Below are 20,719 nucleotides of genomic sequence, written 5' to 3'. Positions count from 1 at the left end.
TATGGAGCTGATGACCAGGATTGAACTGGTGACCTTATCCTTACCAAGGATACGCTCTGCCGACTGAGCTACACCAGCGAACAAACTTGGTTGCGGGGACAGGACTTGAACCTGTGACCTTCGGGTTATGAGCCCGACGAGCTACCGACTGCTCCACCCCGCGATAAAAAAGTGGTGGGCAGGGATGGATTCGAACCATCGTAATCCGAAGATGACAGATTTACAGTCTGTTGCCTTTAACCACTCGGCCACCTACCCATGACTGCTATGCATTTTTGGTTGCGGGGACAGGACTCGAACCTGCGACCTTCGGGTTATGAGCCCGACAAGCTACCAACTGCTCTACCCCGCGATGATCTGCATGGCGCAGATTCGCGCACTGCGCTAACAAGACGATATTATACGACAACAGTATTGATTCGTCAATACCTAAAAACAAAAAAATGGACTGCCGCAAAAATCATACGGCAGTCCTTCTATACAGCCCGTTTGGTCTTTATACTTCGCTCTCGTCCTCAAAGAGGTATCCGTATCGCTCCTTGAATTCCTCGGGGGTGAGGCGGTAAGCGTTGGCGAGCCCCGGATCGTCAAGATCGCCTTTTTCAAGGCGCATCATAAAGCCGCGCGCAATTTGGTAATGAACAGAGTCGATGTTGACCTTGCGCACCTTCGTCTTTCCTGTCTCAGGGTCGCGAATCTCGTCAAAGCGCATCGGCACCGCCTGATTATCCTGAATGGTGATGATCGCGCCGGAGTCGCCTGCTCTGAGGAACTGCACGGCAGAGTAGCCAAGTGAGCGGCAGTAGTCGATGTCATATGCGATCGGTGCCGTGCAGCGCAGCTCGTAGCCAATTTCCTTATCAATAATAGAGAGTGTGATGCCGAGCTTCTTTGTCTCGGCGAGCACCGCCTGCTTGAGGATTTCGCCGAAGTCCAGCTCACTGTAGCGGATGTGTCCGTGCTCGTCCGTGACGACGCTGCCGAGTTTGGCAAAGTCCTCCTCGGCGATCTTTTCGATGACCCCCTCGGCAATGACGGCCACGCCGTAATTACGCCCCGTGAGATAGCGCTTCACGATCGAACCGGTGATGATGTCTACGATCTGTTGGAGCGGGATCTTATCCTGTGCGAACTCCTCAGGGATCACGGTGATTGCAGCGCCCGCGCTGCGCCCCATACCAAGCGCAAGATGCCCTGCTGTACGCCCCATCGCGATGGTGAAGTACCAGCGGTTATTCGTTGTGCTCGCGTCCTCCATGAGGTTCTCGATCTCCATCGTTCCGAATGCACGTGCGGTCTCAAACCCGAATGTCGGCACGCCCTCGGGGAGCGGGAGATCGTTGTCAATGGTCTTGGGCACATGCACGACGTTGATGGTGCGCCCCATCTTGCGCGCATACTCCGAGACTGCCATCGAGCTGAATGCGGTATCATCGCCCCCGATGGTGACGACATGGGTCACGCCCAGTTCTGTGAGGGTCTCTACAACGGTGCGCAGGTCGGATTCCTTCTTCGTCGGGTTGAACCGCGACATCTTGAGGATACAACCGCCCGTGAGGTGAATGCGGCTGATGCTCGGCGGGTCGAGACGGATGTAGTTCTTCTCCCCGCGCGCGAGCCGGGAAAATCCGTCGTACATGCCGAGGACATCCCAGCCGTGGCGCGTCGCCTCAACAACCACCGCCGAAATCACGCTGTTGATGCCGGGCGCAGGACCGCCGCCGCAGATAATCGCAATCACATTCTTGATACCAATCATGAGATTCCCTCCTCTTTGGAATTGTCTTTACCCTAAATAGATTCGACAGCGTGAAATGTTTTCCTTCTAAGTAATTTTCGTAAAGTTTCAAAAAGTATTCTTCAGCGTCGCTTGCGGCTGCGGTGCCCGAGATTCGTAACCGTCTTGCTGGGTGCTTTCTTTGCCTTTTTGCGCGGGGGCTTCCCGCCGCGCGGCGGATGGCTCTGCACGACGCGCCGCCCCTCTTTGTCCGGCTGCGCTTTCTGCGGAGCGGGACGCGGCTTTTTCTTTACCGCCGCGCGCGCAAGCCGCTCTTTGAGTGCCGCTTCGATCTTGCGAAGCTTTTCGTGCTGGCGTGCGGTGACGAGCGTGATGGCGCGCCCCCGTGCGCCCGCGCGCCCCGTCCGCCCGATGCGGTGGATGTAATCTGTGACCGTCGGCGGCAGGTCGTAGTTGTAGACGTGCGTCACGCCCTCGATGTCGAGCCCGCGCGCAGCGATGTCTGTGGCGCAGAGGATCTGCAGCTTTGCCGCGCGGAACTGCCGCAGGACAAAGGCGCGCTGCGTCTGCGTGAGGTTGCCGCTGAGCGCGTCCACGAGATAGCCGCGTCCCGCGAGCGCCATCATGAGCGCGTGCGTGCGCTCCTTCGTCGCGCAGAATACCATGGCGAGGTAGGGCGCTTCCTCGTTGATGGAGGCGCAGAGGCGATCCAGTTTTTCCTCTTCATTCACGGAAAGGGCGATCTGCTCGATGTTCTCGAGTGTCGTGTGCTCGCCCTCAATTTTGATGCGCGCGGGGTTGTGCATGAACCGCTTTGTGAGCTGCACGATACGCTCGGGCATGGTCGCCGAAAAGAGCGCAAGCTGATAGTCCTGCGCCGTGTGCCCGAGGAGGGTCTCGACATCCTCGATGAAGCCGAGCTTCAACATCTCGTCAGCTTCGTCGAGAACAACCTTGTTCACGCTGCCGAGGGCGAGTGTCCCGCGCCGCACATGGTCGAGCAGTCGTCCGGGCGTACCGATGACGAGCTGCGGATGCCTGCGGAGTTTCTCCTTCTGCCGCTCGATGTCCGCGCCGCCGTAGACGAGCGTCGTGCCAATGCTGAGCGCCGCGGCAAGAGGCTCCGCGACGCGTGCGATTTGTATTGCCAGCTCGCGGGTCGGAGCGATGACGAGCGCCTGCACCACTGCACCCTGAGGTTTGATTTTTTCCAATACGGGCAGGAGAAAGGCGAGCGTCTTGCCTGTACCTGTCTGTGCCTGCGCAATGACGTCGCGCCCTACACGCATGGCGGGAACAGCACGCTCCTGTACGGGCGTCGGGACGCTGATGCCCCGGTTTTTGAGCAGGGTGCACAGCGCCTCCGAAACTCCGATCTCTGCAAACGGCATCATGATGAAAGCACCTCTGCGCCGGTCTCTGTGATGAGGATCGTATTCTCCCACTGTGCAGAAAGCGAATGATCCTTCGTCCGCACCGTCCAGCCGTCATCCGCGTCGACGGTGACGTCATAACCGCCCGCATTGATCATCGGCTCGATGGTAAAGATCATGCCAGGCACCATGAGCATCCCCGTCCCCGGTTCTCCCACATGCGAAACGAACGGATCCATATGAAACTCCTTGCCGACGCCGTGCCCGCCGAGTGCCGTCACGACAGAGTAACCATTCGCATGTGCCCAGTCACCGCACGCGGCGTTGACATCACCGAGGAAATGCCAGGGACGCGCCGCCGCAATGCCGCGCTCCATGATCTCCTTTGTCACGCGTACGAGCCGCTCCGCGGCGAGAGGAACTTTTCCCACCATATACATGCGTGATGCATCCGCATAATAGCCGCCAACAATGGTTGTCGTATCAACATTAACGATATCCCCCTCTTTGAGGACGTCCTTCTTTGACGGGATCCCATGGCAGACGACGTCATTGATCGACGTGCAGATACTTTTCGGGAAGCCCTCGAATCCGAGGCAGGCAGGGATTCCAGCGCGCTCTGTGATATATTCATACGCCGCATGATCCAGCGTCTCCGTGTCCACCCCCGGTTCAATCAGCTGCTCCATGAGATCGAGTACGCCGTCATTCACAAGCGCAGCGCGGCGTACCCCCTCAATATCCGCCTCGTTGTTGATAATCCTGCGCGGCGGACGCACCTGTCCTTTGACAACATCATAATGTATGGATGCAATCCGCTCGTCAAAATCTGCATGACATTTCTTGTATTTTTTTCCGCTGCCGCACCAGCACGGATCGTTTCGATTCATTGCTTCGCCCCTTACTTTTCATATAGATTCACTTTCATTATAGCCCGAAACATCATTTTTATCAAAGTTTTTTCACTGCACACTGTTACTCCGCCCGCAACCCCTTGACATGAAGTAAGGTATAAGCTAAACTTATTGTGAAATTTTTATAAAGAAGGCAATCGAATTGCAATTTTCATCAAAAAAAATCCTATGCGCCGTCATCATCCTCTTCGGGCTGCTTCTTGCCGCCGCGCTCATTCTTATGTGGTCGGAACGCCGTGCTGTTCCCGTCCTCAACTATCATCAAGTGGAGGTGAAGGACGGCAACCCGCTCACACTCCACCCGGAGCAATTCGAGGCACAGATGGCGTATCTCAAAGAAGAAGGATATACGACGGTCACGATTGACGAGCTGATGGACGCCTGCGAAAACGGTGCCGCCCTGCCGGAAAAACCCGTCGTTATAACGTTCGACGACGGATATGAGGACAACTACGAGTACGCCTATCCCATCCTGCAAAAATATGGATTCAAGGCGACCATCTTCCTCATCTATGACCTTACGGATGCGTATCCCGGTTACCTGACATGGAATGAGATCGCGGAAATGAAAGCATCCGGTCTCATGCGCTTCGAGAGCCATACGATGACCCACGCGAATCTCTCCAAACTCACCGCCGAAGCAGATCTCCGGCATGAAATTGCCGACTCGCAGAGGCTGCTCTCGGAAAAACTCGGCTATAACGTCCGCTACATCGCCTACCCGGGCGGCGCTGTCAACGAGCAGATCGAGTCCATCACACGGGCGGCGGGGTACCGCGGCGGCTTCACCGTCCATTACGGTCTGAGCACACCTGCCAAGGGCGCGTATCAAATGGATCGAATCCCCATCTTCGGCGCCAACATGCACACAATGGAGCGCTTCAAGATGCGGCTCAAATATGCACCGCTCATCGCACCGTTCGAGGATTTCCGACTATGGCTGCGTGCAAAGGGATTTACGGAGCTTGCCATGCTTCTGCCCATTCCTTGAATTTTCCCCGCAAAGCATGTATAATGATGATATCTGTTATTGTATCTTAAGGAGGGCTTTTCATGGATTTTGAAGCACTGGTCAAGGCAAAATTCGACGAAGCATACGAAGCGTCGGAGCATCCCAAAAAATTCTTCCTCACAGAGAACGGGCGCGGCGTCGTCGACGGCGGCGAGATGTATAACGCACTCCTGCAAGACGTGCTCGATATTGTACAAAGAGCGCTCGTCGGCATCCTCAAGGACAGCCATCATACCCATTGAAACACTATGATCACTTCGGAGACTGCCGCACGAATCCCTTGTGCACCGTACGGCAGTCCCTTTTTGATTCCAAGGCTGTCCAAGCGAAAAAGGATCTGAAAGGCAATGGTCAAGGAGCTGGCTGCCCAACGCCGCAAACACGATGACGCAGGACATTGTCTATCTCGCAGCGGCAACCTCAGAGACCATCTCTACACCTCAGCAATCCAGACAAAATCAAGAAAAATACAGCCCAACACATAAATAGGACATTGCACCGCCATAGCCGGCTTCGTGCAATGTCCTTATTTATTTGATGCAAATGCTAACCTATTGCCAAAATCCCGCACATAAAACCATACAGCGAGTGACGCGGAAGTTTCGATGCATAGCTAGGAATAGCGGCAAACGCGAGGAAGGCGCAGCCAAAACCTACGTCGACGAAGCGTTTGCCAAAAATGACGACGCTAGGCGCGAAAATCCCGCGTCACGCCCCGTCACACCGTAATCTGAGTGACGCGCAAGTTTGGAGGCAGAGCAAGGAACTAGAAAAATCCAAGCGAAGGCGTAGTTAAGAGCTACGTCGAGCGCAGGATTTTTCGCAGTGACACAGCTATGCGCCAAAATCGCGCGTCACGTCTAGAATTCTTGGCGAATGCCCGTATAGAAGGCTCGTTGTTTACTGTCGTTCACATCGTTCCACTCGCCGAAGAGATACGTTCCGCCGTGCACTTGATACTGCGCGCGCAGACGAACGGTGAAATCATTCGGGTCATAGGCGTCGGCAGAGAATTTGAATTTATCCCCTGCGAAGGCATCGACGCCGATCCCTGCCGCACCCGCGACAACGCCCGCGCGCGCACCGAGTGCCGATCCGCGCAGGCCTACCTGTGCGTTAAATTTATCGCCGCCGCCGATGTCGTCGACGCCAAACGAGGCATACATCCCCTTCGCTTCGCCCACGTCGAGATTGAAGTTCGTCCGCCAGTCGTCCGCCTTGCCGCTGTACATGGCGTCGACCTTCGGCGTGACCTTTATGCTCCCGAGTCGTCCCATCAGCCCGTTTGCCTTGTCAGTCATCGTACGCGCGTTGTGGATGAGGGCGCGCGCATCTTCCTGCGTCTTCACATCTCCGGTCACAGACTCGATCCCCTCGGCAATGCGCGCGATGCGCCCCGATGCCTCAGTGATATTGGCGAGGGTGCGGCGCAGATTTTCTGCGGTCGCGGGATCTGCTCCGACGGTCTCGAGATTGGTCATGATACGTTCGACGCTCGCCGTGCTCTGCGCAAGGTTGGCGCTCATGGCGTTCATATTCGCGATCGTGCCGCTGAGGTTCCCGCGGTTCTCCGCCGCCATCTGCTCAAGCGTTGCAGTAAGCCCGTCAAGATGCGCCGTCATGTGCTCCATATTGACGACGAGCTGCACCATGGAGGTCTGGAAGCCGGGCTCACCGACGATGTTGTTGATGCCCGTGAGCATGTCCTCGACCTGGATGATCATCTTATTCAGCTCGGTGAACATGGAGTCCATGCCCATCTCATCCGCGCCGTAGAGATAGTCCCCCGCGGCATAGTAATCCGTATTTGCAGACGGTGTGATGATGACGAACTTATCCCCCATGATGCCGGGCTGTGCGATGGTCACAGACGATCCGCGCGGGATCTTCACGTCGTCCGAGACGCTGATAGCGACGGTAACACCTGTGCCGTCGCTGCCCACCTTCTCGACATGTCCAACGGGCACGCCGGAGAGGAGCACCTGCGCCTCGGGGTTCAGCCCGACCGCGCGCCCAAAGCCGACGTAGAGTGTGTACTCATGTCCCCCGCCAAGCCGCAGCCCGCCAAAGAATATGACGACGGCGACGAGAAGTGCCGCGCCGACGAGTGTAAATGCGCCGACTTTTGCCTCTGCGCTCATGCTCCGCTCTCCTTTCTGTGATGCAGCGTACGGAAAAACGCCTGTACACGCGCATCATCAATTTCCTGAAACCGCTCCGGCGTGTCCACCGCAATAAGTGTGCCGTCGTAAATCATGGCGATGCGGTCGGCAATGCGGCTGGCGCTCGCCATATCATGGGTGACGACGACGGAGGTCACGTCGAGCTTTTTCTGCATATCGATGATGAGTTCGTCGATCTTTGCCGTCATGATGGGGTCAAGACCCGAACTCGGTTCGTCGTAAAAGATGATCTCGGGATCGGTCGCAATTGCGCGTGCGAGCCCGACGCGCTTTTTCATGCCGCCCGAGAGTTCCTGAGGCATGAGGTGCTCGACGCCCGGCAGCCCGACGAGCTCGAGTTTTTCGGCGACGATGCGGCGAATCTCATCCTCAGTTTTATCCGTGTGCTCGCGCAGTCCGAACGCGACGTTCTCGCCGACGCTCATGGAGTCAAAGAGCGCGGAGTACTGGAAAACCATGCCCATCCTCAGACGCACGCGGTCGAGGGCGGTCTCGTCCATAGCGGCGATGTTGTCCGTGCCGACGCAGATTTCGCCCGCGGTGGGGCGGTCAAGCCCGATCATGAGGCGCAGGAGGGTGGATTTCCCCGATCCGGAGCCGCCGATGATGGCGACGGTTTCGCCTTTTTCTATGGTCAGGCTGATGTCCTTCAGCGCTTCTTTTTCGGCAAAGCGTTTGGAGACGCCGTGCAGTTTTATCATATGCCCTCCCGTCCGTCAGAAGAGGAAGAACGTCAGGACGGCGTTCAGGATGAAAATCACGATGATGGAGGTGACGACGGTCTGCATGGTCGCTTTCCCAACGCCCTCCGCACCGTTCGGCGCCGCAAGCCCATAATGACAGCCGAGGACAGCGATGACGTTGCCGAAGAAGATCGCCTTAATCAGTCCGCCCGTTAAGTCATAGATGGTTGCAAACTGTGTAATCGAGTGTGTGAACGTGTAGGCGGAGATGCCGGAGTAATGCACGGCGGTGAGATAGCCGCCGAACACGCCGATGACGTCGCCGAATACGGTCAAGATGGGAACGACGCACATACACGCGAGCATCCGGGGCACGATGAGGTAGTTGACGGGACTGACCGCCATGACGCGCAGTGCGTCGATCTGCTCCGTGACCTTCATCGTGGAGACCTCCGCGGTAATCGCCGCGCCCACGCGCCCCGCGCAGACGACGCCGACGAGGACGGGGCCGAGCTCACGCCCGATGCTGATGGCAATGACCGCGCCGATCGTGCTCTGCGCGCCGTAGCGGATGAATTCGTGCGCCGTCTGGAGCGTCAGCACAACGCCTGTAAAGAGAAGTGTCAGTCCGACGATGAGCAGGGAGTCCGCACCGAGATGCGACATCTGATAGACGATGCTCCGCACGCGCAGCCGCCGCGTGACCTGCCGCATGGTCTCTCCGTAGAGGAGCGTGACGCGCCCGATATTGGCGAGATGCGTGAGGACAAATGCCCCGACCGCCTCTAGGATTCTCTGCACCGCCGCACCTCCTTACCCCTTTGCCGCCCGCATCGCCTCTGTGCGTGCGAGCTCGTCACAGCGTTCGTTCCGCGGATTGCCCGCATGTCCCTTGACCCACCGGAACCGGACGTGCCGCGCGGCAAACGCCGCGTCGAGCTGCATCCACAGGTCTTGATTGAGAACGGGCGCGCCGTCCGCTTTCTTCCAGCCGCGCTTTTTCCATGCGGGCAGCCAAAATTTGGTAAACGCATTCTTCAGATACTGACTGTCCGTATAGAGCACGATACGCGATCCCGCAGGGACAGCGGATACCGCCTTCAGCGCGGCGGTCAGCTCCATGCGGTTGTTCGTGGTTTCGGGATCGCCGCCGCTCTTCTCCTCGACCGCCCCCGTCGCGGCAGTCTCGATGACCGCCGCCCATCCGCCGGCACCGCCCGGGTTCCGCAGGCACGAGCCGTCCGTGTGAATGATGTAGTCCGCGTCGGCAGGCGCTTCATCCGCAGCGGACGGTGCAGTGTGTGCGGGGGGCTGAGTACCACCGCTCACTCCCGTCCCCGCAAGCCAGTCACGCGCCTCGGACTCGGTCATAAAGCCTTTATAAACCGCGCCCCGAAAGCCCTGCACCGCCGCGGCACAGTCCGCCCATATGGTGAACAGCCCCGTTTTGTGCCCGCGTTTCACGGCGTAGAATTTCTTTGCCACAAATACCGTCCTCTAGTACGACCAGCGATAACCGATAGAGAGACCGGCACCGTTGTACCCCGGATTTTTCGTGCGCTGTCCGTTCGAGACATGATGCCCGAGATAGGCGACACTCAGTGCGCTGCGGTCGTTGAACTTATAGGTAAGACGAGGACCGATGCGCCATAGGAAGTCATAGTTGCGCGTATGTGCAGGGTGGACGCGGTTATAAACGAGCAGGGCGCCCGTCACGTCAAGGGACGCTTCCCACTTTTTTCCCATGGGCTTCGTCCAGCGTACCATATACGAGGGGCCCACGCCGACGGCAGACGAATCGAGCCGCACGTCCGGACGGTCTTTCTCTGCCCACGAACCGACGGCACGCGATACGGTCACCCCCCAATGGAGAGACATTGCGTGCATCTCCTTATATTGCCGATAGACCTGCACATTGTAGAGATCGATATAACGGCGTTCACCGTGCCCATGCAGGTAATCCATCTGAATCTCCGCGCTGCGCTTCTCCGTGCGCGCGGACGCATCCCCCATATGCATCTCCCGCATATCGTCCACGGGGCGCGCATCTGCCGCCGCGATCTGCGGCAGTGCAAAGAGCACAAGCCCCGCCAAAACAGCTGTCTTTGACTTACACAAAGTCATCACAATCACCTCCAACGCAAAAAAGTTCTTCCTCAAGACCGAGGCGGTCGCATATCTTTCCAACCATCATATTCACGAGATCATCCACCGTCTCCGGGCGGTGGTAAAAGCCGGGAGCGGCAGGCATGACGACCGCGCCCGCGCGCGCAAGGCGGAGCAGGTTCTCGAGGTGGATCTCGTGCATCGGGGTTTCCCGCGGCACGAGCAGGAGTCTGCGCCCCTCCTTAAGCGTAACGTCAGCGGCGCGCGTCAGGAGATCGTCCGTGACGCCGTGGGCGAGTGCGCCCGCCGCGCGCATGGAGCACGGCAGGATGACCATCGCGTCCATACGGAACGAGCCGCTCGCGATCGCCGCGCCCACATCGTCGTTCGCGTAGAGCTTCGTCACGCGGCGGGAAAGCTCCTCGCGCGTGATGCCGCATTCATAATCGAGCACCTTTTCCCCGCTCGTAGTGACGACGGCGTGAATCTCGATGCCGCGGCGGCACAGTACCTCCATGAGCCGCACGGCATAGATGCTGCCGCTCGCGCCCGTGATGCCGACAATGATTTTTTTCATCGAATCACGGTCACGCCGCCCATGTAGGGCACGAGCGCCTGCGGCACGACGACCGAGCCGTCCTCCTGCTGATTGTTCTCGAGGATTGCGGCGACCGTGCGCCCGACCGCGACGCCTGAACCGTTCAGCGTGTGGAGGAACGCGGGCTTCGCCCCGCGCGCGGGACGGTATTTGATATTCGCGCGGCGCGCCTGATAGTCCGTGCAGTTCGAGCACGACGAGATTTCACGGTATTTATTCTGCGCGGGCATCCACACCTCGAGGTCGTAGGTCTTGGCGGAGGTAAAGCTCATGTCGCCCGTGCAGAGCTGTATCACGCGGTACGGCAGTTCGAGCGTCCGCAGGACGTCCTCCGCCGCCTCGACCATACTCTCAAGTTCGTCCCAGCTCGTCTCGGGCGTGACGAATTTGATCAGCTCGACTTTGTTGAACTGATGCTGACGAATCAGTCCGCGCGTGTCGCGTCCCGCGCTGCCCGCCTCGGCACGGAAGCACGCGGTGTAGGAGGTATAGTACTCCGGCAGCTGCGCCGCGTCTAGAATCTCGTCGCGGTGGTAGTTCGTCGTCGGCACCTCCGCTGTCGGCACGAGGTAGTAGTCCAGCCCCTCAAGCTTGAACATGTCCTCGGCGAACTTTGGGAGCTGTCCCGTGCCGACCATGCTGCTCTCGTTCACGATGTAAGGTGCGAGCATCTCGGTGTAGCCGTGCTTTTCCGCGTGCAGATCCATCATGAAATTGATGCAGGCGCGTTCAAGTCGCGCGCCAAGTCCCTTATAGAACGTAAAGCGCGCGCCCGTGACCTTTGCCGCGCGCTCCGCGTCGAGAATGCCAAGTTGTTCGCCGATGTCCCAATGCGCCTTGGGCTCAAAATCAAAGACGCGCGGCGTCCCCGTGCGGCGCACCTCGGGATTCTCCGTCTCGTCTCTGCCGACGGGCACATCCGCCTTGGGCATGTTCGGAATTTGAAGGAGCAGGTCGCGCAGTTTCAGCTCGACATCGCGCAGATCCTCATCGAGCGCCGCGATCTCATCGCCGAGCGTCCGCATCTCCGCGACGACGTCCTCCGCCGCCTCGCCCGCTTTCTTGCGGACGCCGATCTCCTTCGACACGGCGTTGCGGCGCGCCTTCTTTTCCTCCACGTCCTGCAAAATGCGGCGGCGCTCCTCGTCAAGCGCGGTAAAAGGGCTGAGGTCGAGACCGTTGCAGCGGTTCTTCAGCATCTCGCGCACGGCGTCTAGGTTCTCTCGGACAAACTTCATATCCAGCATCAATATCACTCCATCGCAGTGTAGAATTTCATCTGTTATCATAGTACAAAGGGCGTATTTTGTAAAGAAACACCTAGACACGCACCTCAAAACGCGGACGCTCCGCGCCGTCCTCCTCCCGCTCTGCGGGGCGGTGTGCGGACGGTGGAGCATCCGTTTTCGGTATCTGCTCTGTCGGAGTGCGCGATACTGGCGGTACTGCCGGCGTCGGTGCAGACGGCGCATGCTCTACGGGCGGGGGGGACGTCCGTGCCCCCTCACGGCGCGCACTGCGCGGCGGCATCTGCGCTCCTACATCCGACGAGGGGGCGCGCCGCTCCTTACGGGCGAGGCGTTCGAGTGCCTCGCCCGCCGTCAGCCCCGTGTACTCCGTCAAAAGCTCTCCGCGCGTATCGCGTGCGCGGCGTGTCCGCGCCGCCGCCGAAAGCAGTGCCGAATGTTCCTCCGCTGTGCCGTCCGTATCTGCGGGGCGCAATGCATCCCTCTCGCGCTCCTGAGCCAAGATACGCTCCGCGAGATGCGGCACCTCTTCCGCCGGCTCCGTGCTCTCTTTCCTGCGGAAGAACCTGCGAAAAAGAACGACCCCTCCAACGATGCCGACGACAAGCAGTCCTGCCCATGCAAAAGCGCTCGGCGCGGTATAGGACTGCGGCGGCTCCGGTGCGGCGGTCTGCGCATTCGCGTCGGTGCCGATGCCGAGCTGCTTCTTGAGGATCACGTTCTCCTCTGCGGCGCTGAGTCCGTTTGCCGCATCCGCACCCGTCTGTCCCTCGACCTGCGTTCCGCGATCGACGCGTGCACTCGCCGTGTTCACGCGGTCGCCGTTTGCAGCATCGCTGCGCGCGCCTGCATTGGATCGCTCACTCTGTCCCGTTTTCGTGCGATCCTGCGGCGCCCCCGTTGTTGTCTTGGAGAGCGCGCCGTTTCCCTGCGCGACGGAGTCCCGCGCCTGCTGCTCCGCCTGCGCGTCGCCCGTCGTATGCACGCTGTTATTCTGCGCGTCCCGCGCTGCGTCGCCGAGCGTGATCTTCGGCGGCGTGGGAGGCGTCGGCGGCGTCGGCGGTGTAATCGCCATAGCAGCACTCCTTTCTCATCCAGTCTATGCCCTTACTATAGCAGAAAATATCGTTCGGCGAAATAGCAAAAGCGTCCCGCCGATACGGGACGCTTTCTTCATTTGCAAAAGAAAAATCTCACGCCTTGTACGCCCGAACATTGAGGCGATCCGCCTTCAAATCCTCGTCAATCTCCACACGTGCAAAGCCCGCACCCATGAGCAGCGGTTCGAGTTCCTCACCCGTATAGACAGACATATTATCAACGAGTTTCTGCCACTTTTCATGTGCACCCGTCTTGCCGCTCGTCTCGTTCGTTATCATGAATACGCCGCCGGATTTCAGTACGCGGTGCATCTCCGTAAAGCAATGGGCAATCTCTTGCCAAAAGTAGATTGTTTCAAACGCAGTCACAACATCGAACTGCCCATCACCAAATGGCAGTTCCAATACATTCCCCTGCATGACCGTGCACCGTCCCACCTCGATTGCCGCACGGTTCACCTCACGTGCCTTCTCGACGGAAACCGTCGAATAGTCCAGCCCCGTCACATCCCCTGTGGGGAGCATCTGCAAAATTTCGCGAGGTTCGCCCCGCCGCCGCATCCGCAGTCGAGAACGTGCTCGTCCCCGCGCAGGTCCAGATGCGAGAGCCCCCATGCTGCAATCCCAACATGCCCGCGATTCATCATCGCAACAACGACCCTGCCCATCGTCCCCTGTGGTTTCTCAAAATTACCAAAAAATCGCCGAAGCAAGCCCATGCTGCTCCTCCTTTCTGCAAATGCCACAGCACCAATACAAAAGTGCCCCGTGCAAAAATGCACGAGGCACTGGATTTTACAACAAAGCCGCACGAAGCTCCTCACCGCCCTGCGCCGAGAGATAGGCGGGAGCGATGTCGAGGACGGTCTTGCAGCCCGTCTGCCCCTCAGACGCAAGGCGGTGTGCCGCACGTGCATACGCCGCGAGAACACACGCCGTGAACTCGGGGTTCGAGTCGAGCTTCAGGTTGAACTCGATGACGTGCCTATGCTCGCCATCCTTGCCCGTCGCGCCCGAGCGAACGACAAAACCCGCATGGGGCAGCCCCGCATGGTCACGCTGCAGCTCCTCCTCGCTGATGAAGTGCACCGTCGTATCGTAGTCCGCGAAGTAGTTCGGCATCGTCACGATCGCCTTCTCCACGGCAGCCGCATCCGCGCCCTCCTCAAGCACAACATAGCACTCACGCGTATGCTTCTCGCGTGTGGTGAGCTGAGGATTCGCACCGCTGCGCACGGCATCGAGCGCGGCAGGCACGGGGACGGTATACTGCTTGGCATCGCGCACACCTGGGATGCGTCGGATCGCATCCGAGTGCCCCTGACTCACGCCGCGCCCCCAGAACGTGTAGTCTGCACCGTTCGTGAGCACCGCATCGCCATAGACGCGTGCGAGCGAGAACAGTCCGGGATCCCAACCGACCGAGATCACGCCTACCGTCCCCGCCGCCTTTGCCGCCGCATCCACCGCCGCAAAATGCGCGGGGATCTTCGCGTGCGTGTCGAAACTGTCCACCACATTGAACAGCTTTGCAAAGGCCGGTGTCTGCTCCGGAAGATCGGTCGCCGAACCGCCGCAGAGAATCAGCACATCCACCTTATCCTTCCACTCTGCCGCCGCGCTTGCGGAGACGACGGGCACGCCTGAGCGCACCTTGACCGACGCGGGATCGCGCCGCGTAAAGACGACGACGAGCTCCAGATCCGCATTTGCCTCCACAGCGTACTCGACGCCGCGTCCGAGATTCCCATAGCCCAAAATTCCAATTCGTGTCATAAATGCTCCTCCCACCGTTTCCCCTAAAACGGCGTAAAACCTTTGAGGAAACAACGCTCCTCAGTAATGCGGGTGTGCCTTCACATAGTCCACCGGACGCGACCAATCCACCTGAACCCCCGTCTCGTTCCAGAGACGGGTCAGGGCAAGCTCAAAGCTCTCCCGGTCGGCGAGCGGCGTGACCGTTTCTTTCGTAAAGTCCATCAGCGTCTCATGCGGCATCTCGACCTCATGCGGAGCGGCAAGAAAAGCCTCCACTGCCGTGCGCCCCTTCTCGTCCGCAAGATTGACACTTGCCGACCGTGCCGCACCGTCGTAGTCAATCCAGCCGAGTACCTCGCCATAACTGATGGCAACGCTGTATGTATCACTCACTCGTATCACCTCTTATTACGGATATATGCCCTCTTTGCGGGCGTCCCTTATTATAAAACGATTCCATGACGGGCGCAACCGTCCACGGCAAATTATTCTGTATACAGAGTTCACTTTTTCTCCCCTCGCCCGTTGCATAAGAATTTGGCATGCAGTAAAATATAAAAAAAGAAATTACCTATACCAAGTCCAAATCATGGAAAAGGAGCTGGAACTTTTTATGGAATTTACAAGCACCATCGCCCCCGGCATGACACACGAGGTACAGGACAGCGTCACGGAGGAGAAGACTGCGCGCGTCGTCGGCAGCGGATCACTCAACGTCTACGCGACCCCCTGCATGGCGGCGCTCATGGAACGCGCCGCAGCCGAGCTATGCCAGCGCGAATGCCCCGTCGGATGGACGACCGTCGGCACTGCGCTCTCTATCAGCCACCGTGCCGCAACGCCCGTCGGACTGTCCGTCCGCGCCGTCGCCGAGGTCACGGCAGTCGACGAGCGCAAGATCAACCTCAAGGTCACGGCATACGATGCCCGCGAGGAGATCGGTTCCGGCACGCATGAGCGTTTTGCCGTCGCATCGGAAAAATTCTTCGCCAAAGCCGAGAGCAAGCGCTAATCCTCTCCCATATAAATAATATCCACCCGCACAACAGGTAGTTTTTCATTTTGGGGCATCTCCCTAATATCACCGGCAGCATATAACTTGCAACATACAAAAGACGCCCCTCCGAATTTTCGGAGGGGCGTCTTTTTGTATTACGTAAAACTTTCTATGCACAAAATATGCACAAATCGTTTTGTCAAAATGCTAAAACCGTTTATTTACCGGAACGCACGGGGCATCCTTACATCATGCCGCCCATTCCGCCCATGCCCGGCGCGCCGCCCGGCATCGGAGCCTCCGGCTCCGGCTTGTCGGTGACGAGGGTCTCGGTCGTGAGCACCATCGCGGCGATGGATGCCGCGTTCTGGAGCGCGGAGCGCGTGACCTTTGCGGGATCGACGATGCCCGCGCCGATCATGTCGACGTAGGTGTTCTCGAGTGCGTTGAAGCCGACGCCGTCGCCCGCCTTCTTTACGCTATCCACAACGACGGAGCCTTCAAGCCCTGCGTTCTCGGCGATCTGGCGCACCGGAGCCTCAATGGCGCGGCGCACGATGTCGATGCCGACCTTGACGTCGCCGTCGGCGTCGAGCTTGTCGAGCGCCGGCAGGATGTCGATGAAGGTCGTGCCGCCGCCGGCAACGATGCCCTCTTCGACCGCGGCACGCGTTGCGTTGAGCGCGTCCTCGACGCGGTACTTTTTGTCCTTCATCTCGACTTCGGTAGCTGCGCCGATCTCAACGACCGCAACGCCGCCCGCGAGTTTTGCGAGACGCTCCTGCAGCTTCTCGCGATCGAAATCGGAGGTCGTCTCCGCGATCTGCTTCTTGAGCTGATCGACGCGCGAAGCGATCTGATTCTTGTCGCCTGCGCCGTCAACGATGGTCGTCTCCTCTTTCGTGGAGCGCACCTGACGCGCACGTCCAAGATCCGCGAGCGTAACGCTGTCGAGCTTACGCCCGAGTTCTTCGCTGATGACCGTGCCGCCCGTGAGGATCGCGATGTCCTCAAGCATTGCCTTGCGGCGGTCGCCGAAGCCCGGCGCCTTCACCGCGAGCGCCTTGAACGTGCCGCGGAGCTTGTTGACGACGATGGTCGCGAGCGCTTCGCCGTCGAGATCCTCGGAGATGATGACGATCTGCTTGCCCTGCTTGACCACCTGCTCAAGCACGGGCAGGATGTCCGCGACGGACGAGATCTTGCGATCCGTGATGAGCACATACGGGTCGTCCATAATGGCTTCCATCTTCTCCGTATCCGTGACCATGTACGGGGAGATGTAGCCGCGGTCAAACTGCATTCCTTCGACGACGGAGAGGTTCGTGTCCATGGACTTGGACTCCTCGACCGTGATAACGCCGTCCTTGCCGACCTTCTCCATCGCCTCTGCGATGAGGTCGCCGACTTCGCTGTCGCCGGAGGAGATCGCCGCAACCTGCGCGATCTTTGCCTTGGTCTCGACCTTCTGTGCCTTGCTCTTGATCTCCTCGACGAGGGTCTTGACTGCGCACTCAATCCCCTTCTTGACGATCATCGGGTTTGCGCCCGCAACGACGTTGCGCATTCCTTCCTGAATCATCGCCTGTGCGAGGAGCGTCGCAGTCGTCGTACCGTCGCCTGCGATGTCGTTCGTCTTCGTTGCAACTTCCTTCACGAGCTGTGCGCCCATGTTTTCGAACGGATCCTCGAGCTCAATGTCGCGCGCAATCGTTACGCCGTCGTTCGTGATGGTCGGTGCGCCGTACTTCTTATCGAGAACGACGTTGCGGCCTTTGGGACCGAGCGTTACCTTGACTGCGTTTGCCAGTGCGTCAACACCGCGGCCAAGTGCGCGGCGCGCCTCTTCGTCGAACAAAATCTGTTTTGCCATTATGATTGCCTCCTAAAAGCTGCGTGATTTTACAGAATCGCCAAAATGTCGCTCTCGCGGACGATGAGATAATCCTTATCGTCGACCTTGATCTCGGAGCCCGAGTATTTCGAGAATACGACGCCGTCGCCCACCTTTACCTCAGGTGTGGCGCGCTGTCCGTTATCCAGCAGCTTGCCCGTGCCAACGGCAACGACTTTGCCCTTCTGCGGCTTTTCCTTTGCCGTGTCGGGGAGCACAATGCCGCTCGCCGTCGTGACATCGCTCTCCGCAACCTCAATGACAACACGTTCGCCCAATGGCTTAATCATGGTATCTGCCTCCTAGTTTCATAACAATGATATTCTACGCTGTTAGCACTCTCATGTACTGAGTGCTAACTCACGATTCATATAGTAATCCATTTAAGTCAAAAAGTCAATAGTCTTTTTATAAAAAAGTCAAACTGCTTTTTGAGGCGGCAAAATCAGCCCTCTTTGAATGCTGCAACAAGGTTCTTGAGGCGCGCCGTACCTTCTTTGAAGGTTTGAATCTTTGCCAAAATATCCTCATACTGCTCCGCCATACCGACGACTTTCTCCGCGATCTTCGTATTGCCGACGGCTCCCTCATGGGTTGCATTGCGGATCTCGTCCATCGCCTGGTTCATTTCATTGACAGCGGAGAGCAGTTGCTGCGAATTTGTCGTCGTATCCTCTGCGCTCTTGCGGAAATACGCCGTATCCTTCTCATAGGAGAGCGTGGTTTCATCCATCCGCCCATAGTCGGCATGGACGTCCTCGTCGATGAATTGCAGCAGGCTGTATGCTCCGTCTGAGAGCGCTTGTACGGATGCCGTGACCTGCCCCGTGAGACCTCTGATCTTCTCGGTGGTCTCGCGCGACTGCTCGGCGAGTTTTCCGACCTCGCCCGCAACGACGGCAAAGCCGCGCCCCTGTTCTCCGGCGCGTGCTGCTTCGATGCTCGCGTTGAGCGCGAGCAGGTTGGTCTGCTCCGCAATTTCAGCAATGTCTCGTGTGAGCTGTCCAATCTGGTCGACAACCTTTGCGGATTCGATCGCTTCCTCGACAGAGGCCTTCGTCGCCCCGTAGATGCGATCGGCGCTTGCCCGCGATTGCTCCATCGCCGTCTTGAGCTGTGCGACGCGTCCCACAATCTCGCGCGCATACTCCTCGCTGCGCGCGGCGGCATCCGCCGCCCCCTTAATGCCGTCACTGAGATCGCTGCTGAGATGCTGAACGTTGGAGGTGGACGCCGCCGTCTCCTCCATGCCCGCCGACATCTCCTGCGTTACGGCTGACATGTCCTGTGTGTCGCCGCTGAGACTATTCAGCATCTGCTCAAGCTCGCCGACCATGGCGTCCGTCGTCTCAGCTTCCTCATGCACCTGCTTCATAAAGCCCTGCATTTTGCCGAGTGCCTGCACCACGACGCCGATCTCATCGCGGCGCGCCGAGAGTTCCGCCGGGATCTCGCGGCTCAGATCGCCCGCCGCCACGGCGTTGAGGTGTCCGATCGATGCGGCAAGCGGTCCCGAGATATTATCCGCGATGAGACGCGAAACGAACAGCCCGAATCCGAGCGCGATCAGCAGGATCACCGCAAAGGTGTAGACCGTCTCGTCATAGCGGACATTGTTCGCCTCAAAGACCTGTTTTCCCTGAAACACGTTATCCGGAGTGAGCACATCCATATTGCTCGAAATCACCGTGAGCGACGCAAGATTATTAAAGGCCGCAATGCGATCTTCCGGTGCAGTTCCCATATTGTTGATGCCGCCGACCTTATCCGCGGCGACAGTGAGGTTTTTTTCCAGCTCAGCAATGGTCGCCTGCGCGCGCTCGCTCGTGTCAATCTTTTTGAGTTCCTCCATATCGTGCCGGATTCCGTCAAGATTGCCGAGCACATCGTCCACAAGCACCTTGCGGCTGTCCACGGGCATATCCGTCTGCAACAGATACGGCGTGTTCACACTGATTTTGCGCAGCCGATTGTTCGCATCGTTGAGGTACTGCGTCGTCATGAGGTTGTGGTTATACATATCGTCGAGCGACTCTTTCGCACGGTAGTTCGAGTAGATTCCAACTGACGCAACAATGAGAAGAACGACGAGCAGCGTCACGGAGAGGATAAAAATCTTCGTCCGCACGCTGTAATCTTTGAGTGCATCCGCACCAATCATTGGAATATTCATGCCGCCGCCCTCCTCAGTTGCCAACCTGTCCGATATTTTCCTGCGTGATGGATGTAAAAGGAATCGATGTGTCGCTTGACGGCGGATTTCCCTTGATGAATCCCTCCGCGAGCGTCAGCGCGGCTTCGCCCTGTCCCTTTGCATCCTGCTTGACGGTCTGCACCATCTCCCCGGCCGTCACGGCGGCAAGCCCTGCCGGTGTCGCATCAACCCCTGAGATCAGGCAGCCCTCGAGGCGGTTTGCCCCCTTGAGTGCCTGCACTGCGCCGAGCGCCATCTCATCGTTGCCCGCAACGACACCGTTGATCTCCGGAAACATGCTCATCCAAAGAGTCATTGTCTTGAGCGCCTCTGCTTTGCTCCATCCGGCATCGACAAAAGAGAGCAGCTGTATGTCCGGGCGCTTGTCAAGGCAGGCTTCTTTGAACCCTTCCCAACGTCCCACGGCACTGCTCTGCGTACCGTCGCCCTGCAAATAGACGATCTTTGCGCCCTCCGGCAGATGCGTCGCCATGTATTCGCCCTGCATACGACCGGCTTCCTTATCGTCGGAAAACGCGCGCAGCACCTTTCCACCCGCAACGCTGCGGTTGACGATGATCACAGGGATGCCCGCATCGTTTGCCTTTTCGATGCTTTTGACAATGCTCGTCCCGTCCGCCGCGAGCAGAACGATCGCGCCTGCACCGCTGCTGATGGCATCGTTCATCTGGTCGATCTGCATATTGCCGCTGCCCTTGGCGTCCAAATACGTGACCTCGATGCCGTCCGCCTTTGCCTTTTGATCAAATGCCGCTCTGATCTGCGAACAGAACCCGTCCGCATCGTCAAAATTTGCATAGACGACGCGGTTCGAACTCGCCCCCGGCATTCCACAGCCCGCAAGTCCCAAGCAAGCGGCAGGAAGAAGAAACATTGCCCATTTTCTCAGATTCATACCGAT

The 20,719-nt window shown here is 58.5% G+C and carries 19 protein-coding genes, 4 tRNA genes and 2 pseudogenes; 3 read left to right on the top strand and 22 right to left on the bottom strand.

The genetic code is table 11. The annotated features are described in order from the left end of the window. Positions 1-2 precede the first annotated feature (2 nt). From HMPREF9162_RS10080 to HMPREF9162_RS10050, 7 genes are all read right to left on the bottom strand, one after another. A tRNA-Thr gene (locus tag HMPREF9162_RS10080) sits at positions 3-78 on the bottom strand. Between the two features lie 9 nt (positions 79-87). After that, a tRNA-Met gene (locus tag HMPREF9162_RS10075) sits at positions 88-163 on the bottom strand. A gap of 9 nt (positions 164-172) precedes the next feature. Then, a tRNA-Tyr gene (locus HMPREF9162_RS10070) sits at positions 173-258 on the bottom strand. An 18-nt stretch (positions 259-276) separates the two neighbouring features. Then, a tRNA-Met gene (locus tag HMPREF9162_RS10065) sits at positions 277-352 on the bottom strand. A 144-nt stretch (positions 353-496) separates the two neighbouring features. Then, on the bottom strand, positions 497-1,759 hold the full coding sequence (gene pfp, locus HMPREF9162_RS10060; protein WP_009439133.1) for a diphosphate--fructose-6-phosphate 1-phosphotransferase: 1,263 nt from the start codon (positions 1,757-1,759) through the stop codon (positions 497-499). Between the two features lie 101 nt (positions 1,760-1,860). Next, positions 1,861-3,132, bottom strand: coding sequence for a DEAD/DEAH box helicase (locus tag HMPREF9162_RS10055; protein ID WP_009439205.1), 1,272 nt, complete (start codon positions 3,130-3,132; stop codon positions 1,861-1,863). After that, entirely contained in the window at positions 3,129-4,001 is an 873-nt protein-coding gene (locus HMPREF9162_RS10050; RefSeq protein WP_009439276.1) for a methionyl aminopeptidase, read from the bottom strand. Before HMPREF9162_RS10050 ends, HMPREF9162_RS10055 begins: the two co-directional genes overlap by 4 nt. A 166-nt stretch (positions 4,002-4,167) precedes the next feature. Here HMPREF9162_RS10050 and HMPREF9162_RS10045 point away from each other — a divergent pair, with 166 nt between their 5' ends. Together HMPREF9162_RS10045 and HMPREF9162_RS10040 are read left to right on the top strand one after the other, a co-directional pair. Then, positions 4,168-5,016: a polysaccharide deacetylase family protein gene (locus HMPREF9162_RS10045; protein WP_009439215.1), complete on the top strand. Its 849-nt coding sequence runs from the start codon at positions 4,168-4,170 to the stop codon at positions 5,014-5,016. Between the two features lie 62 nt (positions 5,017-5,078). Then, positions 5,079-5,279 (top strand): hypothetical protein, encoded by a 201-nt coding sequence (locus HMPREF9162_RS10040; RefSeq protein ID WP_009439275.1) that lies wholly within the window; start codon positions 5,079-5,081, stop codon positions 5,277-5,279. Positions 5,280-5,897: 618 nt separating this feature from the next. Here the strand turns inward: HMPREF9162_RS10040 and HMPREF9162_RS10035 are convergent. From HMPREF9162_RS10035 to HMPREF9162_RS09985, 11 genes and pseudogenes are all read right to left on the bottom strand, one after another. Continuing rightward, a complete protein-coding gene (locus tag HMPREF9162_RS10035) occupies positions 5,898-7,178 on the bottom strand; it encodes an MlaD family protein (RefSeq protein WP_009439185.1) in 1,281 nt (426 codons plus the stop codon). After that, the gene (locus tag HMPREF9162_RS10030; protein WP_009439258.1) at positions 7,175-7,921 is read right to left on the bottom strand and encodes an ABC transporter ATP-binding protein; all 747 of its coding nucleotides are present in this window, start codon (positions 7,919-7,921) and stop codon (positions 7,175-7,177) included. The genes HMPREF9162_RS10035 and HMPREF9162_RS10030 overlap by 4 nt, the downstream gene beginning before the upstream one ends. Before the next feature lie 15 nt (positions 7,922-7,936). Then, positions 7,937-8,704: an ABC transporter permease gene (locus tag HMPREF9162_RS10025; RefSeq protein ID WP_009349878.1), complete on the bottom strand. Its 768-nt coding sequence runs from the start codon at positions 8,702-8,704 to the stop codon at positions 7,937-7,939. Between the two features lie 12 nt (positions 8,705-8,716). After that, a complete protein-coding gene (rnhA, locus tag HMPREF9162_RS10020) occupies positions 8,717-9,388 on the bottom strand; it encodes a ribonuclease HI (protein ID WP_009439157.1) in 672 nt (223 codons plus the stop codon). A 12-nt stretch (positions 9,389-9,400) separates the two neighbouring features. Next, a complete protein-coding gene (locus HMPREF9162_RS10015; RefSeq protein WP_009658991.1) occupies positions 9,401-10,027 on the bottom strand; it encodes an acyloxyacyl hydrolase in 627 nt (208 codons plus the stop codon). 5 nt (positions 10,028-10,032) lie between these two features. Further along, positions 10,033-10,586: pseudogene (locus HMPREF9162_RS10010) on the bottom strand (UbiX family flavin prenyltransferase). Further along, positions 10,583-11,854 carry a serine--tRNA ligase gene (gene serS, locus HMPREF9162_RS10005; protein WP_009439229.1) on the bottom strand — a complete coding sequence of 424 codons (1,272 nt, stop codon included), beginning with the start codon at positions 11,852-11,854 and terminating at the stop codon, positions 10,583-10,585. The pseudogene HMPREF9162_RS10010 and the gene serS overlap by 4 nt, the downstream one beginning before the upstream one ends. Before the next feature lie 73 nt (positions 11,855-11,927). Next, complete coding sequence (locus HMPREF9162_RS10000; RefSeq protein WP_009439240.1) at positions 11,928-12,929, bottom strand: hypothetical protein; 1,002 nt, start codon at positions 12,927-12,929, stop codon at positions 11,928-11,930. Positions 12,930-13,047: 118 nt separating this feature from the next. Next, a pseudogene (locus HMPREF9162_RS09995) lies at positions 13,048-13,673 on the bottom strand (class I SAM-dependent methyltransferase). A gap of 76 nt (positions 13,674-13,749) precedes the next feature. After that, positions 13,750-14,730 carry a diaminopimelate dehydrogenase gene (locus HMPREF9162_RS09990; RefSeq protein WP_009439231.1) on the bottom strand — a complete coding sequence of 327 codons (981 nt, stop codon included), beginning with the start codon at positions 14,728-14,730 and terminating at the stop codon, positions 13,750-13,752. 60 nt (positions 14,731-14,790) lie between these two features. Next, positions 14,791-15,105, bottom strand: coding sequence for a hypothetical protein (locus HMPREF9162_RS09985; RefSeq protein ID WP_009439254.1), 315 nt, complete (start codon positions 15,103-15,105; stop codon positions 14,791-14,793). Between the two features lie 220 nt (positions 15,106-15,325). Between HMPREF9162_RS09985 and HMPREF9162_RS09980 the strand changes: the two genes are divergently transcribed. Continuing rightward, the gene (locus HMPREF9162_RS09980) at positions 15,326-15,724 is read left to right on the top strand and encodes a thioesterase family protein (RefSeq protein ID WP_037350609.1); all 399 of its coding nucleotides are present in this window, start codon (positions 15,326-15,328) and stop codon (positions 15,722-15,724) included. Positions 15,725-15,953: 229 nt separating this feature from the next. Here HMPREF9162_RS09980 and groL read toward each other — a convergent pair whose 3' ends face one another. The 4 genes from groL to HMPREF9162_RS09960 form a co-directional block, all read right to left on the bottom strand. Next, positions 15,954-17,582 carry a chaperonin GroEL gene (groL, locus tag HMPREF9162_RS09975; RefSeq protein ID WP_009439190.1) on the bottom strand — a complete coding sequence of 543 codons (1,629 nt, stop codon included), beginning with the start codon at positions 17,580-17,582 and terminating at the stop codon, positions 15,954-15,956. Positions 17,583-17,611: 29 nt separating this feature from the next. Then, positions 17,612-17,893, bottom strand: coding sequence for a co-chaperone GroES (gene groES, locus HMPREF9162_RS09970; RefSeq protein ID WP_009349865.1), 282 nt, complete (start codon positions 17,891-17,893; stop codon positions 17,612-17,614). A gap of 155 nt (positions 17,894-18,048) precedes the next feature. Further along, positions 18,049-19,776: a methyl-accepting chemotaxis protein gene (locus HMPREF9162_RS09965; RefSeq protein WP_009439242.1), complete on the bottom strand. Its 1,728-nt coding sequence runs from the start codon at positions 19,774-19,776 to the stop codon at positions 18,049-18,051. A gap of 13 nt (positions 19,777-19,789) precedes the next feature. Further along, on the bottom strand, positions 19,790-20,713 hold the full coding sequence (locus HMPREF9162_RS09960; RefSeq protein WP_175282271.1) for a sugar ABC transporter substrate-binding protein: 924 nt from the start codon (positions 20,711-20,713) through the stop codon (positions 19,790-19,792). Positions 20,714-20,719 lie beyond the last annotated feature (6 nt).

The sequence above is a fragment of the Selenomonas sp. oral taxon 137 str. F0430 genome, from assembly GCF_000183625.1.
Classification (GTDB): domain Bacteria; phylum Bacillota; class Negativicutes; order Selenomonadales; family Selenomonadaceae; genus Centipeda; species Centipeda artemidis.
The sequence above is the reverse complement of the archived record's forward strand: the minus strand, read 5'-3'. Positions and strand labels throughout refer to the sequence as shown.

Bases quoted from the DNA above. Each gene is read 5' to 3' on its own strand.
- pfp (WP_009439133.1), bottom strand. From the start codon at position 1,759: ATGATTGGTATCAAGAATGTGATTGCGATTATCTGCGGCGGCGGTCCT.
- HMPREF9162_RS10055 (WP_009439205.1), bottom strand. From the start codon at position 3,132: ATGATGCCGTTTGCAGAGATCGGAGTTTCGGAGGCGCTGTGCACCCTG.
- HMPREF9162_RS10050 (WP_009439276.1), bottom strand. From the start codon at position 4,001: ATGAATCGAAACGATCCGTGCTGGTGCGGCAGCGGAAAAAAATACAAG.
- HMPREF9162_RS10040 (WP_009439275.1), top strand. From the start codon at position 5,079: ATGGATTTTGAAGCACTGGTCAAGGCAAAATTCGACGAAGCATACGAA.
- HMPREF9162_RS10035 (WP_009439185.1), bottom strand. From the start codon at position 7,178: ATGAGCGCAGAGGCAAAAGTCGGCGCATTTACACTCGTCGGCGCGGCA.
- HMPREF9162_RS10030 (WP_009439258.1), bottom strand. From the start codon at position 7,921: ATGATAAAACTGCACGGCGTCTCCAAACGCTTTGCCGAAAAAGAAGCG.
- HMPREF9162_RS10015 (WP_009658991.1), bottom strand. From the start codon at position 10,027: ATGACTTTGTGTAAGTCAAAGACAGCTGTTTTGGCGGGGCTTGTGCTC.
- serS (WP_009439229.1), bottom strand. From the start codon at position 11,854: ATGCTGGATATGAAGTTTGTCCGAGAGAACCTAGACGCCGTGCGCGAG.
- HMPREF9162_RS10000 (WP_009439240.1), bottom strand. From the start codon at position 12,929: ATGGCGATTACACCGCCGACGCCGCCGACGCCTCCCACGCCGCCGAAG.
- HMPREF9162_RS09990 (WP_009439231.1), bottom strand. From the start codon at position 14,730: ATGACACGAATTGGAATTTTGGGCTATGGGAATCTCGGACGCGGCGTC.
- HMPREF9162_RS09980 (WP_037350609.1), top strand. From the start codon at position 15,326: ATGGAATTTACAAGCACCATCGCCCCCGGCATGACACACGAGGTACAG.
- groL (WP_009439190.1), bottom strand. From the start codon at position 17,582: ATGGCAAAACAGATTTTGTTCGACGAAGAGGCGCGCCGCGCACTTGGC.
- groES (WP_009349865.1), bottom strand. From the start codon at position 17,893: ATGATTAAGCCATTGGGCGAACGTGTTGTCATTGAGGTTGCGGAGAGC.
- HMPREF9162_RS09965 (WP_009439242.1), bottom strand. From the start codon at position 19,776: ATGAATATTCCAATGATTGGTGCGGATGCACTCAAAGATTACAGCGTG.
- HMPREF9162_RS09960 (WP_175282271.1), bottom strand. From the start codon at position 20,713: ATGAATCTGAGAAAATGGGCAATGTTTCTTCTTCCTGCCGCTTGCTTG.